We start from the raw sequence: 15,462 nt of genomic DNA, 5'->3' as shown, positions 1-15,462 counted from the left end.
TCCTGATTTGAATAATAAAAAGCTGAGAGATTAGCTTTGCTAACCCCTCTCGGCTTGAATGAACCTGACAGGTTGTGCCATGAATACTGAATACCGCAAGCCTCTTCCGGGTACCTCTATAGATTTCTTTGATACCCGCCAAGCGATTGAAGATATCCAGCCAGGTGCTTATGCAAAACTGCCATACACGTCTCGTGTTTTGGCTGAGCAACTGGTGCGTCGCTGTGAGCCATCTGCGCTGACCGACTCTCTAAAACAATTGATCGAAACTAAACGTACACTGGATTTCCCATGGTACCCAGCGCGTGTTGTATGTCATGACATCCTTGGTCAGACTGCACTGGTTGACCTTGCTGGTCTGCGTGATGCGATTGCTGACCAAGGTGGTGATCCATCTAAGGTAAATCCAGTTGTACCGACTCAGCTTATCGTTGACCACTCTCTAGCAGTTGAAGCGCCAGGTTTCGATCCAGATGCGTTTGAGAAAAACCGTGCGATTGAAGATCGCCGTAACGATGACCGTTTCCACTTTATCGACTGGTGTAAAACTGCGTTTGATAACGTAGATGTTATCCCAGCAGGTAACGGCATCATGCATCAGATCAACTTGGAGAAGATGTCTCCGGTTATCCAAAACCGCGATGGTGTAGCTTACCCAGATACTTGTGTAGGTACGGACTCCCACACGCCACACGTTGATGCACTAGGTGTAATCGCGATTGGTGTAGGTGGTCTAGAAGCAGAAACCGTTATGCTTGGTCTGCCTTCTATGATGCGCCTACCAGACATTGTAGGTGTGAAGATTGTTGGTGAACGCCAGCCTGGCATCACTGCGACAGACATCGCACTTGCAATGACTGAGTTCCTACGTAACGAGAAAGTTGTTTCTGCTTACCTAGAATTCTTCGGTCCTGGTGCTGCGACCTTGTCTATCGGTGACCGTGCGACACTGTCCAACATGACACCTGAATACGGTGCGTCTGCGGGTATGTTCTACATCGATGAGCAGACTATCGATTACTTGAAGCTAACAGGCCGTGAACCAGAACAGGTAGCGCTAGTTGAGCAATATGCGAAACACACAGGTCTATGGGCTGATGATCTAGTTGAAGCACAGTACGAGCGTGTACTTGAGTTTGATCTGTCTAGCGTTGTTCGTAACATGGCTGGTCCTTCTAACCCACATCGTCGTCTACCAACGACTGCGCTAAATGAGCGCGGTATTGCTGGTGAAGATATGTTGGCTGCAGCAAAAGCTGAAGAAGCAGAAGGCCTAATGCCAGATGGTGCGGTAATCATTGCTGCTATCACATCTTGTACAAACACATCTAACCCGCGCAACGTTGTTGCTGCAGGTCTAGTTGCTAAAAAGGCAAACGAGCTAGGTCTAGTGCGTAAGCCTTGGGTTAAAACCTCTTTTGCACCAGGTTCTAAAGTTGCGAAACTTTACTTGGAAGAAGCGGGTCTATTACCAGAACTTGAGAAACTAGGTTTCGGTATCGTGGCATACGCATGTACTACATGTAACGGTATGTCCGGTGCGCTAGACCCTGTTATCGAGAAAGAAGTCGTTGAACGCGATCTATACGCAACAGCTGTTCTATCGGGTAACCGTAACTTCGATGGGCGTATCCACCCACACGCCAAGCAAGCATTCCTAGCGTCGCCACCGCTGGTAGTTGCTTACGCAATCGCAGGTACAGTTCGTTTCGATATCGAGAATGATGTATTGGCTGTTGTTGATGGCAAAGAGATCACACTAAAAGATCTATGGCCATCAGATGAAGAGATCGATGAAATCGTAGCTAAGGCAGTTAAGCCAGAGCAGTTCAACCAGATCTACATCCCAATGTTCGATCTTGGTGACGTTGAGCGCGCAGAAAGCCCGCTTTACGACTGGCGTAAAATGTCTACTTATATCCGTCGCCCTCCATACTGGGAAGGTGCATTGGCAGGCGAGCGTACTATGAAAGGTATGCGTCCGCTGGCGGTTCTAGGTGACAACATCACAACTGACCACCTGTCCCCATCTAATGCGATTCAAGCGAGTTCTGCTGCAGGTGAATACTGCGCGAAGATGGGTCTTCCAGAAGAAGACTTTAACTCTTACGCAACTCACCGTGGTGACCACTTAACAGCACAGCGTGCAACGTTCGCTAACCCGAAACTGTTGAACGAAATGTGTCGTGACGAAAACGGTGAGATCAAGCAGGGTTCCCTTGCGCGTATCGAGCCTGAAGGTACAGAAAGCCGCATGTGGGAAGCAATTGAAACCTACATGGATCGTAAACAGAACCTAATCATCGTTGCAGGTGCTGACTACGGTCAGGGCTCATCCCGAGATTGGGCTGCGAAAGGTGTTCGCCTTGCAGGTGTGGAAACAATCGTTGCTGAAGGCTTCGAGCGTATCCACCGTACTAACCTAGTTGGTATGGGCGTACTACCTGTTCAGTTCAAAGAGGGTGATACCCGTAACACTTACGGTATTGATGGTACTGAGACATTTGACATCGTTGGTGATATCTCACCACGTTGCGATCTAACTTTGATCATCAACCGTGCTAACGGCGAGAAGGTAGAAGTACCAGTGACTTGTCGTTTGGATACTGCTGCGGAAGTACATGTGTACAACGCGGGTGGTGTTCTACAGCGTTTCGCTAAAGATTTCCTAGAAGGAAATTAATAGCAGGCAGTTCCGATAGGCGTTGTTTGCAAATCCTAGCTCTACAGGCTCACGTAGGGCTGGGGTTTCAAAGTCGAGCAAGCAGCGCCCATCATTTTGCCGAGAATAGAAGCAAAGCTTTTACTAACAATGACTGGCCAGAGTAGAGACTGCATGTGGCCTTGAATGCAAGGTCATGTCAGTCATTGTTACTAAGCGTTTTATTCGAATTGATAGAGCAGCTTTTGATAGCTGTGTGAATCAAGTAGGAAAAGTTTATGTCACACGTACCACAGATAAAAATCCCAGCGACTTACTATCGCGGCGGAACCAGTAAAGGTGTTTTCTTTCGTCGTCAGGATCTGCCAGAAGTAGCGCAAGAGCCAGGCGAAGCTCGTGACAACATACTAATGCGTGTGATCGGTAGCCCAGACCCTTACGGCCAGCAAATTGATGGCATGGGCGGTGCAACATCCAGTACCAGTAAAACCGTGATTTTGGATAAAAGTTCAGTTGCAGATCACGATGTGGATTACCTGTTCGGTCAGGTAGCGATCAATAAGCCTTTCGTAGATTGGTCGGGTAACTGCGGTAATTTGACGGCAGCCGTAGGTGCTTTCGCGATCAGTGGCGGGCTAGTAGACCCAGAGCGTATTCCTGAAAACGGCATCTGCACAGTTCGTATTTGGCAAAAGAATATTAAGAAAACCATCATTGCTCATGTGCCAATTACCAATGGTGAAGTGCAGGAAACCGGTGACTTTGAGTTGGACGGTGTAACTTTCCCAGCGGCTGAGGTTGTGATTGAGTTTATGGACCCGGCTGATGGTGAAGGTTCCATGTTCCCAACGGGTAACTTGGTTGATGATATGGAAGTGCCGGGTATTGGTACCTTTAAAGCAACATTCATCAATGCAGGTATCCCGACTATCTTCGTGAATGCTGAAGATATTGGCTACAAAGGCACTGAGCTACAGAAAGATATTAATGGTAATGCCGATGAGTTGGCGCGTTTCGAAACCATGCGTGCACACGGTGCTGTGCAGATGGGTTTGATCAGCGATATCTCTGAAGCAGTTGCACGTCAGCATACGCCGAAGATTGCGTTTGTTGCGCCTGCGACTGACTACGAAGCATCAAGCGGTAAGCAGATCTCTGCAAACGATATTGATGTCTGTGTACGTGCATTATCTATGGGCAAATTACACCATGCGATGATGGGCACAGCCTCTGTTGCTATTGCCACTGCTGCAGCTGTACCAGGTACCTTAGTTAACCTTGCTGCCGGTGGTGGTGAGCGTGAAGCGGTAACTTTTGGTCATCCATCTGGCACATTGCGTGTTGGTGCTGCCGCTGAAGAGGTTAACGGCGATTGGACTGCTAAGAAAGCGGTAATGAGCCGAAGTGCCCGTGTAATTATGGAAGGCAATCTACGCATTCCAGGAGACAGTTTCTAGTTCTAGAGTAACCCTGAAGGGCTCACTGGGGTTCTATTTTCCTATCAGAGTAGATACTCCAGCTCTTCCTTAACGACCACGCTTTTTAGCGTGGTTTTTTTTATCTGGAAAAAGCTAAATGATCATTTTATGGGTTAGGCGCTTTTTTGTTAGATAAGAAAAAAGAACATACACCAGAAGAAAAGATAATGATGAGCCCAATACCGCTGATCATATCAGGCCATTCATCAAACAAAACAACGCCAAGTGCCGTTGCGATAATGAGTTGAGAATAAACGAACGGTGCAACAATACTGGCTTCTAGGTGTTTGCTGCTTTGCAGGATTATTAGATTTCCAATAGCAGACGCGAGTGAGCTAACTAAGATCAGTGTGACCAGATGGGTATCCAATTCTGCGGGAATGGTTGGTGTAGCTATAGGCGCCAGAGCCAAACTGCCTGCTAAGAGAGTGGATAGCAGAATGAGTCTTGGTCTAAATTGCCCGGCCAGCCATCGATTACACACCAGCATACAGCCAAAACACGTACCTGCTAGTAGTGCTAAGGGTGCGCCTGTTCCCATATTAAATCCTGGCTTTACTACCATCAGAACAGCGGCAAAGCCTATAAGCAAAGCGATTGAGCGCGCCGGTGTAATTGTCTCTTTAAGAATTAATCCGGCTAGAAAATAAGAAACGATTGGTCCTATAAAGAAGATACCAAAGACATTGGCGATAGGCTCGGTTTTCAGCGCTGTGAGCATGCTGAAGATAGCGCAGGTGAATAAACCTGCACGGATTAATAAGCGCCAGTTAAAGAGTTGACCGACCTCTTTAATCGTCAATCCAGAGAAGGGCAGAACAAACGCAAAGCCAACAGCGAGCCTGCTCCAAGCAATAAATAGTGGATCTACACCTTGAATGCCAAGCAGTTTACCGGCGGAGTCCCCAACAGGTATGAGCGACAAGCCTACTAGCAGGAAAGCAATGAGAAGTGCTTTGGATTTTAATGTCATCCTTAACTCGGTATTAGGTATGTAGGTGTAAGGACAGTACCCTAAGTCTGTTCTGACGGCCAGTTATTCAGCTGTTAGAACGGGGCTTAGCTCTTTAAGCTATTTCTCTATCAGTCTTTTGCTGCTTTTAGCTGTTTTCTACCGAACTTGGCCTGTCTTTAAACTTAATCCCACCAAAAGTACCAGCAGTCGTGGTTAAGTAGAACTTCTGCAAGTTTTGAAACTGTTTCCACGCCTTGATCTACAATATCCGGACAATATAGATATTGCTCCCAAGCCAGTTCCATTGCTTCTTCTGCGGTTTGTGGTGGCTTAGTAATATAAGCTTCAATCACGTCATTGCTGACCCCGACAATCTTAGCGCCATACTTTAGCTGCCAATGTTTCCACATGGCGCAGTGAACTTCTGGTTCAGGGCAGGCGTTCCAGCCACCAAACTTAAAATGAGCGGGGATCTTCCAGCTACTGTCGGTTTTAATTTTGACGCCTAAAAGATTATCTACGGCTTCGCCTGTGACAAAGTCTGTCGCAAGATTAAAGCCTTGTTTATCACTTGATTCAGCTTTAAATTCGCCGGTTATTTCTGCGAGGTTTAACTCCTCATCTGATTCTAACAGTTGGCGTCGTTTGCTGAGCCATGTAGCTGCTTTGATCTTTGCAGCAGCGCGGATAATATCTTTTGGAGATTGCGAGCTTTCTAGAAGGTGCTCTTCAATATAAGATTTATCTTCTTCAGTACCGCATACCACCAGTTTGTTATCTTTGCTGCTTGCCTTAATAGCTTTTGCGAAGGCATCAGCTGGATCAAGATTGACGAATTTCATTTTCGGCCCTAAAGAATAGTTTCGCGTAATGGTATCAGAAATGGGAGGGGGATTTATCAGTCTGTTTGAGTTGCTAAGGGAGTGGCTTAGTTAATCAGTCTTTTTTAAGTACGGGTCGAGCAGTTACGTGCAGTTGGAAGAAAGTGACTGATATTCTTTGATGCGGTGTTATGAGTGTTCTTCCGATCGGTGGCTTAAAGCTTAACGTAAGTCAGTAGCAAATTGCCTGATTTGATCTATGAGGAATATGCACAATACTGTTTAGATATTTGAGAAAATCGAGGCATGCTAGATGGGGTTAAATCGATACATAGCAAAGATAATATGTTTTTTTGCGCTATGTTCTTCGGCTGCCTTGGCTGACGATATTCCAGAAGTGATCTTTGCAACGACGCTTCATTACCCTCCCTATGAATATCGTGAAAACGGCGAACCGAAAGGGCTTGCTGTAGACATTGCCAAAGAGGCTCTGACCCGAGTCGGCGTTAAGCAAATTGATTTCCAGTTTTTTCCGTGGAAGCGTGCGGTCTATGTGACTGAGCATGGAGAGCGTGATTTGCTCTTTAATGCCGGAAAAAATGCACCACGCCAGAAATGGGGTTACTACGTTGATAGTGTCTTGATTCAGCAAAGCTATGTGCTGTTTAAGCGCAAATCTGATCAATTTGAGGTTCAGCCTGATTTTTCAAATGTTAAAGATAAAGATATCTCTGTTAGAGCAGGCTATCTATACGGAAGCGGTCATTTCAGACAGGCGTTAGACAGTGAGAAGTTTTATAAAGTTGAGTTGGCTGATTCGACTGAACAAAGTGTTAAGCAGTTGCTGAATGATCGAGTAGATATGTTTGTTGGTGATTTGCTGCCAGTGATGTACTACATCCAAGAGCAAGAACTGGAAGATCAGATCGATATTGTGCTCTACAACGGTGAGCGAATGGAGGTGCTTTCTTGGTCAACTTACCTGTTGTTTTCTAAGTTGAGGGTGACGCCAGGTTTTGTAGAGAAAGTTCGGTTAGCGATGGAGCAAATGAAAGCGGATGGAACCTTTGCAGCGATCGAAAGCAAATACCAATATTAGGCAGGGTTAGTCATTTGGTAGAGCATTAAACTCTTCGCGCTTTTCGTTCATCCAGGCCTGCATCGCTTCAGGGTCTAACATCATCTGCTGTACTTTCTGCATGGCTGCTAGGTGGTCGGCATCTTGTTGCTGAAACATCTCCATACCATGTTGTTTTGCTAGCTCGGACATCTCTTCAAATGTGTTGGCTTTAAACTCAAGATCGCAACCGCCGCCAAGTTGCCTGCAAGTCATGGTCTTCACTGCTTTCTCCTTTCGGTAAATATCTGCTTAGTTATTCGCTTCAGGGTAGTTGAAAGTGCTTAATTGGACAAACTTCGTTTAAAGAGAGTGTGGGGGAAGAAGGGGGCTCATGATAGAAACAAAAAAGCCCGCTGATTTCTCAGCGGGCTTTTTTAACGAGTTAAGTAATTAGATTACTTAGCTTCGTTTTTAGCTTTTACTTCAGCGATTACTTCGTCAGCAACATTCTGTGGGCATGCTGCATAGCGTTCAAACTCCATAGAGAACTGACCGCGACCAGAAGTAATAGTACGTAGGTGACCGATGTAACCAAACATTTCAGATAGTGGAACGTCTGCTTTGATGCGAACGCCAGTAGCGCCAGCTTCTTGGTCTTTGATCATGCCACGACGACGGTTAAGGTCACCGATTACATCACCAACGTTGTCATCTGGAGTGAATACGTCAACTTTCATGATTGGCTCAAGAAGTTGTGCACCCGCTTTAGGGATAGACTGACGGAAAGCGCCTTTAGCTGCGATTTCGAATGCTACTGCCGAGGAGTCAACCGCGTGGAAGCCACCATCGAATAGTTCGATTTCAACGTCTAGTACAGGGAAGCCTGCTAGTACACCTTGTTCCATCATGCCAGCGAAGCCTTTTTCGATCGCTGGGAAGAATTCTTTAGGTACGTTACCGCCTACTACTGTAGAAGTGAACGTGAAGCCAGAGTTTGGCTCACCTGGCTTGATGCGGTAATCGATCTTACCGTATTGACCAGAACCACCAGACTGCTTCTTGTGCGTGTAGCTGTCTTCAACAGACTGAGTGATAGTTTCACGGTATGCAACCTGTGGCTTACCTACTTCTAGCTCAACGCCGTAAGTACGCTTAAGGATGTCTACCTTGATGTCTAGGTGAAGTTCACCCATACCTTTAAGGATTGTTTCACCAGAATCTTCGTCAGTTTCAACTACGAAAGATGGGTCTTCTGCAACCATCTTACCGATAGCGATACCCATTTTCTCAGTAGAACCTTTGTCCTTAGGAGTTACAGCAATAGAGATTACTGGCTCAGGGAAGATCATTGGCTCAAGAGTACAAGGGTTCTTCTGATCACATAGAGTGTGACCAGTCTGAACGTTCTTCATACCAACAATTGCGATGATGTCGCCAGCTTGAGCAGAATCTAGCTCAGTACGGTCATCAGCGTGCATCTCAACCATACGGCCGATACGCTCAGTTTTGCCAGTGTAAGAGTTAAGGATTGTGTCACCCTTGTTAAGAACACCAGAGTATACACGTACGAAAGTTAGAGCGCCGAAACGGTCATCCATGATCTTGAATGCAAGTGCACGGAATGGCTCATCTACAGCTACTGTAGCTACTTCGCCAGTTGGCTCACCAGTTTCTTTATCAGTTAGTGGCTGAGCATCAACTTCTACTGGGTTTGGTAGGTAGTCAACAACAGCATCTAGAACAAGCTGGATACCTTTGTTCTTGTATGCAGAACCACAGAAAGTTGGGAAGAAGTCTAGCTTACGAGTACCTTCACGGATGCAACGCTGGATCTCTTCTAGAGAAGGCTCAGTACCTTCTTCTAGGTATTCCATCATTAGGTCTTCGTCTTGCTCTAGAGCAGTTTCGATTAGTTGCTCACGGTACATAGCCGCATCGTCTACTAGATCAGCAGGGATGTCAGTTACTTCGTAGTTCTCTGGAAGACCAGAATCGTCCCAGATGTAAGCTTTTTGAGATAGAACGTCTACTACACCTGTGAAGTTGTCTTCACGGCCGATTGGTAGGGTCATTACTAGTGGGTTAGCGCCTAGTACGTTCTTAACCTGATCTACAACGCGGTAGAAGTCAGCACCAAGACGGTCTAGTTTGTTTACGAAGATCAAACGAGCTACTTCAGACTCGTTTGCGTAACGCCAGTTAGTTTCAGACTGAGGTTCTACACCACCGGAACCACAGAATACACCTACACCACCGTCAAGTACTTTTAGGGAACGGTATACTTCAACTGTGAAGTCTACGTGGCCCGGAGTATCGATGATGTTCATGCGGTGGTCTTTCCAGAAACAAGTCGTCGCTGCAGACTGGATTGTGATACCACGCTCAGCTTCCTGCTCCATGAAGTCAGTAGTAGCTTCGCCATCGTGAACGTCACCCATCTTATGGATCTTACCAGTAAGCTTAAGGATACGTTCTGTTGTTGTGGTTTTACCCGCATCTACGTGCGCGAAAATACCGATGTTTCTGTACTTGGTTAAGTCTGTCATCTCTATACTCGACTAAGTGAGGTCCTAAAATTGCGCGACAGTATACAAGGTTTTTTATGACTTTTCGAAGAAAAATTACAAGGAAATACTTCTTTCTGCTGAGATTTATCGATGATTGGGTATTAACGGAAGGCTTTTATAATTGCTGCTAGTTTTTTTAACTGAATTTTTGAATTTAACTTATTGATATAAAAGGAATAGGCGGGGTTTGTGGGGTAAAAAATTAAATTGCACTGTTTAGTGGCGTTTTGAATTCGAGAAGGTGCTGAGCCGTAATAAAGGGGTCGTAACCTAAAAAAGTTAAAGGAATTAGATTAAATAGGGGATTTGAATGATTGTGATGACGGATTATGATCGCCCGATAGATGATTTATTTAGGTAGATATAAGTATGTTAAGTGTTGATGTGTTAATCGGATTTATTATTGCGTCTACGTTAATTTCCTATGCGCCGGGGCCTGATAATATTTTTGTTTTGATTCAATCGATTCTTCATGGTCGTAAAGCCGGGATAATTGTCACCTTGGGCTTGTGTACCGGTCTGCTATTTCACACCGTTGCTGTCACTTTAGGTGTGGCTGCAATATTTCAGGCCAGTGCTTTGGCGTTTACCCTGCTTAAAATCGTTGGTGTGGGTTATCTACTTTATTTAGCGTTTATCTCTTTTCGTGCGGCTGCTGCCAAGGTATCTATGTCAGAGCAGCCACAGCTTAGTGCGATGCAACTCTATCGTCGTGGAATTCTGATGAGTTCTACTAATCCTAAATTGGCGATCTTATTTATGGCCTTCCTGCCTCAGTTTGCCGACCCTGCGGTTGGCTCACTAAGTCAGCAGTTATTTACCTTAAGTATGGTTTTTATCGTTGTAGCTTTCTTTGTCATGAGCTCAGTTGCGCTACTTTCGGGGAGTTTACGCGGTTGGATTCAAGATTCGGAATTGGGTCAGTCGATTATTAATAAAGTCGCTGGCACCGTCTTTGTTGGTTTGGCTCTGAAGCTCGTTACGACTGAAAGATAATGCTACTTAATCTTGCCTGCTACTCTGCAAGATCTCGCCAGTGATCGTAATCTTCAGTAATAAAGCCTGCGTGTATATAAGCTTGGCGAATCGCATCTGGTGATTTTTGTCTTTGCTCTTGGATGTAGCTTTGCAAAATAGTGTAAAGCTGAGTATTACGCGCCGGCAAAATAAAAGAGCGAGATGCATCAAAGCTGACTTTTACCCCAGATACCCGGATTAACTCACCGCCGATCCTCGTGACGACCGGCTCTTTAAGGTAGGAGAGGGTAAAGTCTCCACGGCCACTGGATATAAAATTAGCAATAAGGTTTCTAGTGGGTAGTAAGTTGACTTGCTTAGTTCCAATATCGTTCAGGGCCGTTTGGTCAGTTTTCCAGCTTCTGACCGTAACGCCTCTTAGTTTTGTGACATCGATATCTTCACCTAACTCCAAAATGTCAGTTCTGTTTTTGGTAGAAAAAACGCCGACTTGAAATTCGCCATTGCGAATAATGGGTGTGGTTATTAAGAGGTTTGTTTCTGCGAGATGATCGCTTTCAAACAGTGATTGGCCAACCATATCAATCTTGTTATTGGTGGCTAACTGCAGGCCGCGTGTAACATTGGGGTATGGCACCAGCCGAATAAGGTTGACGTACTTGGCAGATTTTACAGCGTTACAAATGACCATAATATCCATGGTGATTCGCTGAATATCTTTTAATTCTTCAGAGTCTAATGCTGGACACTCTTCTACCGGCAAAACATTCGAATAGCCCTGTTTCCCAGCCGCTAATTTAAAATGCTCATTAACGTAATTAGCATGAACACCAATCGATAGGGTGTCTGCACTAAGTTGGCTTGATACTAATAACAGCAGCGTTAAAAAAGTTCGCATTGTACGACTCAACCAAATTGGACCATTTTATTGTAGTAGATCAATCAGTTAAGGAATATAGAACTTCTTAGGTTAAAAAGTCTTATATCAATGGCTATAATGCGCCTCCTTATTACAACGTGTGTTAGGTCAGGTATTAATGGACGCTCTCGACGAGATCAAAGAATTTTTAGCATGTGAAACTCCCGATTCTTGGATTCAAGCTGCTTTGCAGAATCAGGATATCCTTCTGATTGATCATGCGCATTGTGAGAAGAAAGCGGCTTCTACAGCAATGACATTGATGTTTCGCTATGTTGATCGTCTTGAGTTGTTAAACAAGATGTCACGTCTAGCACGTGAAGAGCTGATTCACTTTGAGCAAGTGCTGGCGATTATGCAGGACCGAGGTGTGGTTTATGATCACATGTCTTCTGCAAGATATGCAGGCGGTATGCGTACCCATGCGCGTACATCTGAGCCAGGTCGTTTGATCGATGTTCTCATTATTGGTGCTTATATAGAAGCGCGTTCTTGTGAGCGTTTTGCCAAATTAGCGCCGTTCTTGGATGAGGAACTGGCTAAGTTCTATCGCTCTTTGCTGAAATCAGAGGGTCGTCACTACCAAGATTACTTAGGTCTTGCTGCGGACTATGCCGGTGAGCCCATTGATGAGCGCGTAGCGTTTTTCCGCGAAGTTGAACGAGAGCTGATTGAGTCACCAGATGATGAGTTCCGTTTCCATAGCGGTGCACCAACATTCATCTGATTATTATGTAGGAGCCCACCCCCCCCGTGGGCGATTTTTATCATTTATCGCTCACAGGGTGAGCTCCTACATCACTCGACTTCGAAGCTAATGAGATCGTATCCATCCTGATCGACTTTAAGATACCAGCCGAGCTTGTCCCAATCGCCAAGCACTATACGTGTCGCAGACTCGGGAGCTAATTCCACTTCATGTACAGCAGGTCTATGGGTATGACCATGAATCATCAGTGAAACTTTGTTATCAGCAAAAGATTGTTTAACCGCGTCTGCATTTACATCAGTGATGTAATCAGACTTTTCGGTTGTGCGTTGTTTGCTGGTGTCTCTCAGTTGTCGAGCGATAGCTAAACGCTCTTCTAATGACTTACTTAAGAAATCTTGTTGCCACTGTGGATTGCGAACCAAAGCGCGGAACTGCATGTACTCAGTATCATCGGTGCAAAGCTGATCACCATGAAGCACCACGGCATTGCCAATTGGCAATGAAAGTACGAATTCTTCAGGTAGCAGTTTGGCACCGATGCTTTGGCAGAACTGTTCGCCTACCAAGAAATCGCGGTTGCCGTGTTGGAAGAAAATTTCACAGCCTTTGTCACTCATTGTTTTGAGTTGCTGTAAAAGCTCATCCAAGCCAGGGGTAGGGCAATCATCGCCAATCCATGCTTCGAAAATATCCCCTAGAAGATACAACTGCGTTGCATCGGTAGCAGTATGTTCTAGAAAATACGAAAACGCCCGGGAAAGATCCGGGCGTTCGGGTTTCAGATGTATATCTGAGACAAAGTATACGGGCATTATTCTTCTTCTGCGCTTTCTACTTCTTCTGTAACGATTTCAGCTGACTCGATGATGATATCTTCAACCGGTACATCTTGATGGCCTGCGCGGATAGTAGTCGATGCAGCTTTAAGTTTGTTAACTACATCCATACCGTCAACAACTTTACCAAATACCGCGTAGCCCCAGCCTTCAGTTGTTTTAGCTGTATGGTCAAGGAAAGTGTTGTCAGAAACATTAATAAAGAACTGTGCAGATGCGCTGTGTGGATCCATTGTGCGTGCCATAGCGATAGTGCCTGCCGCATTAGATAGACCGTTGTCTGCTTCGTTTTCAATAGTTTCGCGAGTAGTTTTTTGTACCATACCTGGTTCAAAACCGCCGCCTTGGATCATGAAGCCATTGATTACACGATGGAAAATAACGCCATCGTAAAAGCCTTCCGTGACATATTGCTCGAAGTTTGCTGCTGTTTTCGGAGCTTTTTCGTGGTCTAGCTCTATAGAGATATCACCAAAATTAGTATGGAGGATGATCATTGTTGTAAAGTCCACTTCTTCGCCTTTGACTGGCCCATTATACGCAAGTCTAAGAGAAACGCATCACTGTTTATTCCTAAGTGGCGAATAATTGGTTCTAAAGTACCAACTCCAAAGAATTGTAGGAGGCCTTTTTGGTATGCGGGGATTACTTAGAAATTTATTGAAAAAATCTTACTGATATTCACTGCCAATTAGGCTGCGCATCCGTTTATAATGTACAACAATTTATGCCCTATAGATGTGGACGCGTTTCGGGGCAATTCAGAATTCATGCAATGTCGGGATTAAGACGTTTTTATGAGCAATACAGAAAGCAGTAAACCTACTAACTTTATTCATCAGGTGATTGAACAGGATCTGGAAGACGGTAAGAACAACGGAAAAGTTGTTACGCGTTTTCCGCCAGAGCCAAATGGTTATCTTCACATTGGCCACGCAAAGTCTATCTGCCTGAACTTTGGCACTGCTGACAAATATAACGGCGAATGTAATCTACGTTTTGATGACACTAACCCGACCAAAGAAGATCAAGAATACGTTGATGCGATCAAGCAAGACGTTGAATGGTTAGGTTTTAAGTGGGCGGGTGAAGTTCGTTACGCGTCAAACTACTTTGATCAGTTCTACGAGTGGGCACAGCACCTTGTTCGTGAAGGCAAAGCATACGTTTGTGACCTGAGCCCAGAAGAAGCAAAAGAATACCGTGGTTGGGCAACTGAACCAGGTAAAGACAGCCCGTTCCGCGAGCGTTCACCTGAAGAGAACCTTGACCTTCTAGAACGCATGCGCAAGGGTGAGTTTGACGAAGGTAGCTGTGTACTGCGCGCTAAGATCGACATGGCATCGTCTAACATGAACCTGCGTGACCCGATTCTTTACCGTATTCGTAAAGAGTCTCACCACCAAACAGGTGACAAGTGGTGCATCTACCCAAGCTACGACTTTGCACATGGCCAAGAAGATGCGATTGAAGGCGTAACGCACTCGATTTGTACCCTGGAGTTTGCTGATCACCGTCCATTGTACGAGTGGTTCATCGAAAACCTACCTGTACCATCACAGCCACGTCAGTATGAGTTTGGTCGTCTAAACCTAAACTACACAGTAACAAGTAAGCGTAAGCTGAAGCAGCTTGTTGATGAGAACCATGTCAATGGTTGGGATGACCCACGTATGCCAACTATCTCTGGCCTACGTCGTCGTGGTTATACGCCAGCTTCTGTACGTAACTTCTGTGACAGCCTAGCGGTTGCTAAAACTGACGGCACAGTTGATATGGCTCAGTTCGAATTCTTCGTGCGTGAAGATCTAGATAAAAATGCACCGCGTGCAATGTGTGTTGTTCAGCCACTGAAAGTCACAATCACTAACTATGACGAAGGTCAGGAAGAGTGGTTCGAGCTGCCTAAGCATCCTAAAGATGAAACGATGGGTGTTCGTAAAGTTCCTTTTACACGTAACATTCTTATCGAACAAGACGACTTTGCTGAAGTACCGCCACGTAAGTGGAAGCGTCTAACGCAAGGTGTTGCTGTTCGTCTACGTGGTTCTTACGTTATTACCTGCCAAGAAGTTATCAAAGATGCGGATGGTAACGTTGTTGAATTGAAATGTACTTACGATCCTGCAACTGCCGGCGCGAATCCAGAAGGCTACAAAGCTAAAGGCGTTGTACACTGGGTATCTGCTGATAACTCTGTACCTTGTGAAGTGCGCGAGTACGATCGTTTGTTCTCCGAAGCAAACCCAACAGGCGATAAGGAAAAAGATTTCCTTGAGTTCATCAACCCAGAATCTCTAGTGGTTAGAACTGACAGCCGTTGTGAAGTAGGTCTAGCTGATGCAGCAGTGGAAAGCGCTTACCAGTTTGAGCGTACCGGTTACTTCTGCGTAGATTCAGACTCTACAGCTGATAAGTTGGTATTTAACCGTACCGCTGGCCTGCGTGATTCGTGGGGGAAATAAATTAAGACC

13 protein-coding genes are annotated in these 15,462 nt (G+C 45.4%); 6 read left to right on the top strand and 7 right to left on the bottom strand.

The features are described 5' to 3' along the window. Nucleotides 1–79: 79 nt before the first annotated feature. Both acnD and prpF read left to right on the top strand, forming a co-directional pair. Nucleotides 80–2,683 carry a Fe/S-dependent 2-methylisocitrate dehydratase AcnD gene (acnD, locus tag ACMXYU_RS09585; protein ID WP_415898472.1) on the top strand — a complete coding sequence of 868 codons (2,604 nt, stop codon included), beginning with the start codon at nucleotides 80–82 and terminating at the stop codon, nucleotides 2,681–2,683. A 257-nt stretch (nucleotides 2,684–2,940) separates the two neighbouring features. Further along, a complete protein-coding gene (prpF, locus tag ACMXYU_RS09580) occupies nucleotides 2,941–4,119 on the top strand; it encodes a 2-methylaconitate cis-trans isomerase PrpF (RefSeq protein WP_415898471.1) in 1,179 nt (392 codons plus the stop codon). Nucleotides 4,120–4,246: 127 nt separating this feature from the next. Here prpF and ACMXYU_RS09575 read toward each other — a convergent pair whose 3' ends face one another. After that, nucleotides 4,247–5,113, bottom strand: coding sequence for a DMT family transporter (locus ACMXYU_RS09575; RefSeq protein WP_415898470.1), 867 nt, complete (start codon nucleotides 5,111–5,113; stop codon nucleotides 4,247–4,249). Nucleotides 5,114–5,277: 164 nt separating this feature from the next. After that, a complete protein-coding gene (locus ACMXYU_RS09570; RefSeq protein WP_415898469.1) occupies nucleotides 5,278–5,937 on the bottom strand; it encodes a DUF4253 domain-containing protein in 660 nt (219 codons plus the stop codon). Nucleotides 5,938–6,229: 292 nt separating this feature from the next. Between ACMXYU_RS09570 and ACMXYU_RS09565 the strand changes: the two genes are divergently transcribed. Further along, nucleotides 6,230–7,015 carry a substrate-binding periplasmic protein gene (locus ACMXYU_RS09565; protein ID WP_415898468.1) on the top strand — a complete coding sequence of 262 codons (786 nt, stop codon included), beginning with the start codon at nucleotides 6,230–6,232 and terminating at the stop codon, nucleotides 7,013–7,015. 6 nt (nucleotides 7,016–7,021) lie between these two features. Here ACMXYU_RS09565 and ACMXYU_RS09560 read toward each other — a convergent pair whose 3' ends face one another. Next, nucleotides 7,022–7,249: a DUF1059 domain-containing protein gene (locus tag ACMXYU_RS09560; RefSeq protein WP_415888081.1), complete on the bottom strand. Its 228-nt coding sequence runs from the start codon at nucleotides 7,247–7,249 to the stop codon at nucleotides 7,022–7,024. 182 nt (nucleotides 7,250–7,431) lie between these two features. Then, nucleotides 7,432–9,522, bottom strand: coding sequence for an elongation factor G (gene fusA, locus ACMXYU_RS09555; RefSeq protein WP_415898467.1), 2,091 nt, complete (start codon nucleotides 9,520–9,522; stop codon nucleotides 7,432–7,434). A gap of 390 nt (nucleotides 9,523–9,912) precedes the next feature. Here fusA and ACMXYU_RS09550 point away from each other — a divergent pair, with 390 nt between their 5' ends. Further along, entirely contained in the window at nucleotides 9,913–10,539 is a 627-nt protein-coding gene (locus ACMXYU_RS09550; RefSeq protein ID WP_415898466.1) for a LysE family translocator, read from the top strand. Nucleotides 10,540–10,558: 19 nt separating this feature from the next. Here the strand turns inward: ACMXYU_RS09550 and ACMXYU_RS09545 are convergent, their stop codons facing one another. Then, nucleotides 10,559–11,419, bottom strand: coding sequence for a hypothetical protein (locus ACMXYU_RS09545; protein WP_415898465.1), 861 nt, complete (start codon nucleotides 11,417–11,419; stop codon nucleotides 10,559–10,561). A 139-nt stretch (nucleotides 11,420–11,558) separates the two neighbouring features. Here ACMXYU_RS09545 and ACMXYU_RS09540 point away from each other — a divergent pair, with 139 nt between their 5' ends. Beyond that, the gene (locus ACMXYU_RS09540) at nucleotides 11,559–12,167 is read left to right on the top strand and encodes a tRNA-(ms[2]io[6]A)-hydroxylase (protein WP_415894078.1); all 609 of its coding nucleotides are present in this window, start codon (nucleotides 11,559–11,561) and stop codon (nucleotides 12,165–12,167) included. Between the two features lie 71 nt (nucleotides 12,168–12,238). Here the strand turns inward: ACMXYU_RS09540 and ACMXYU_RS09535 are convergent, their stop codons facing one another. Then, nucleotides 12,239–12,964: a UDP-2,3-diacylglucosamine diphosphatase gene (locus tag ACMXYU_RS09535; protein ID WP_415898464.1), complete on the bottom strand. Its 726-nt coding sequence runs from the start codon at nucleotides 12,962–12,964 to the stop codon at nucleotides 12,239–12,241. Continuing rightward, on the bottom strand, nucleotides 12,964–13,485 hold the full coding sequence (locus ACMXYU_RS09530; RefSeq protein WP_415884660.1) for a peptidylprolyl isomerase: 522 nt from the start codon (nucleotides 13,483–13,485) through the stop codon (nucleotides 12,964–12,966). Before ACMXYU_RS09530 ends, ACMXYU_RS09535 begins: the two co-directional genes overlap by 1 nt. Nucleotides 13,486–13,785: 300 nt before the next feature. On the opposite strand from ACMXYU_RS09530, the gene ACMXYU_RS09525 reads away from it, so the two are divergent. Next, the gene (locus ACMXYU_RS09525; RefSeq protein WP_415894080.1) at nucleotides 13,786–15,453 is read left to right on the top strand and encodes a glutamine--tRNA ligase/YqeY domain fusion protein; all 1,668 of its coding nucleotides are present in this window, start codon (nucleotides 13,786–13,788) and stop codon (nucleotides 15,451–15,453) included. Nucleotides 15,454–15,462 lie beyond the last annotated feature (9 nt).

It is taken from the genome of Neptuniibacter sp. QD48_11, from assembly GCF_047778095.1.
Taxonomy (GTDB): Bacteria; Pseudomonadota; Gammaproteobacteria; order Pseudomonadales; family Balneatricaceae; genus Neptuniibacter.
The sequence above is the reverse complement of the archived record's forward strand: the minus strand, read 5'-3'. Positions and strand labels throughout refer to the sequence as shown.